General features: G+C 68.3%; 1 protein-coding gene. It reads left to right on the top strand.

The annotated features are described in order from the left end of the window. Positions 1-211: 211 nt before the first annotated feature. A complete protein-coding gene (locus D779_RS20365) occupies positions 212-1,888 on the top strand; it encodes a DUF6399 domain-containing protein (protein WP_043758162.1) in 1,677 nt (558 codons plus the stop codon). Positions 1,889-1,915: the final 27 nt, after the last annotated feature.

Genomic DNA, 1,915 nt, shown 5'->3' with positions numbered 1-1,915 from the left:
GGCCATGATCATAACCCTGGCCAAGACCGAGTGCGGATGTAGGTGATTAGGGTGACAAGAATTGGCAGGACCCTCTCCCGTGCGTACCCTTGGACGTGCCAACGCACCGAGGGTATTGAGCGATGTTTGAAGATCCTGCCAAGGGTGACTGTAGCGCAGTCGCGAAACCGCGACCAGAGGTATCAGGTGCCTTGCTTGATGCACGGCGCGCATGAAGTTGTACACGAGACTGGAGCGAGCCGAGCATCTCGCTGCGGCCGAGCAGCGCGTCTCGGGCGGACAGGCGCAGCGGGCGATCGCCGACGATCTGGGGGTGGCCCGCAGTACCCTGCAGGCATGGCGGGCGGGCTTACCGAGCCCAAGCCTGCCGGTGGAGCTGGCCGCCTTCTTCGAGACGCCCGAGGGGGTGCAGTGGCTGCATCGGGTGGTCCTGTCGGCGCAGTTCGTCATCACGCTGCGCGCCGGCGCTGGAGTGCGGATGGTTTGTGAGTTTCTGCACGTGAGCGGCCTGTCGGCGGTGGTGGGTGCCTCCTACGGCAGCCAGCAGGCGCTCAATGCGGCCCTGGAGACGGCGGTGGTCGAGGTCGCCGACGGTGAGCGCACCGTCTTGGCCGAGGGCATGACGGCGCGGGCGGTGACGGTGTGCGAGGATGAGACGTTCCATCCGCAGCCCTGCCTGGTGGCCCTGGAGCCGGTCTCGAACTTCATTGTGCTCGAGCAGTACGCCGCGGATCGCTCGGCGCATACCTGGACGCAGGCGCTGGAGCGCGCGCTCGAGGGACTGGCCGTGGAGGTCATCCAGGGCACGAGCGATGAGGCGCAGGCGCTGCGCCGCCATCACCTCCACGACTGCCAAGCGCATCATTCCCCGGATCTCTTTCATGTCCAGCACGAGGTCAGCAAGGCCACCAGCCTGGCGCTGGCTCGCCAGGTCAAGCAGGCCGAGACGCAGGTCGCGCAGGCCGAGGCCCAGTGGCAGGCCGAGCGCGCGGCCGAGCAGGCGTATCAGGCGCAGCAACCCCGTCCGCGCGGTCGCCCGCCGGCCTTTGCCGCGCGCATTCAGGCCGCGTTGAGCACCTGGGCCAGGGCCAAGGTCGCACATGATCAGGCGCTCGCGCGCCAGGAGGAGGCGCGCCGCTGCATCCGAGCGCTTGGCGAGCTCTACCATCCCTACGACCTCACGCGCGGCCAGGTCCAGTCGGTGGAGCAGGTCAGCGAGCGCCTGGAGGACATCTGGACACGCCTGCGCCGCCTGGCCGAGGACGCCGCGCTGTCCGAGCGCGCCCGTGAGCGCCTCGCCAAGGCCGAGCGCATGACCACCGCGCTGCTGGCCACCCTGACCTTTTTCTTCCTCACCGTGCACACGCGCCTCGAGGCGCTGAATCTGCCCGCGCCGCTGGAGGCGGCGCTGCGCACCGAGCTGATCCCGGCGCTCTATCTCGAGCGGGTCGCCGCACGCAGCACCGGCGCCGAGACGCGTCAGCGCCTCAAGACACTCAGCGCCGAGCGGCTTGCGCCCTTGCGACACCCCGCGCATCCACTGCAGCGCCTCAGTCCCGAAGAGCGCACCCACCTGGAGCAGGTTGCCGGGGATTGCGCCGACCTCTTCCAACGCTCAAGTTCGGCCGTTGAAGGACGCAATGGCCAGCTCGCCCTCTATCACCACGGCCGTCACCGCCTCAGCCCACGCAAGCTCGCCGCGTTGACCGCCGTACACAATTATCATATCCGCCGTCCTGACGGCACCACCGCCGCCGAGCGCTTCTTCGGGCGTGCTCATGCCCCACTCTTCGAGTCGCTCATCGAGCGCGTCCCGTTGCCCCCACGGCCACGACGACAACGACCGCCACCCGCTCGACAACCCTATTTGACACCGCTGGCGGCATGAGTGTGGACCGGAGTTATGATCACCGCC

It is taken from the genome of Imhoffiella purpurea (genome assembly GCF_000585215.1).
In the GTDB taxonomy this organism is placed as follows: Bacteria; Pseudomonadota; Gammaproteobacteria; order Chromatiales; family Chromatiaceae; genus Imhoffiella; species Imhoffiella purpurea.
Note: the sequence above shows the minus strand (reverse complement) of the source record. Positions and strands in the feature narration are given on the sequence as shown.

What these genes read in the sequence shown, in the direction of transcription:
- D779_RS20365 (WP_043758162.1), top strand. Translation starts at nt 212, where the DNA reads ATGAAGTTGTACACGAGACTGGAGCGAGCCGAGCATCTCGCTGCGGCC.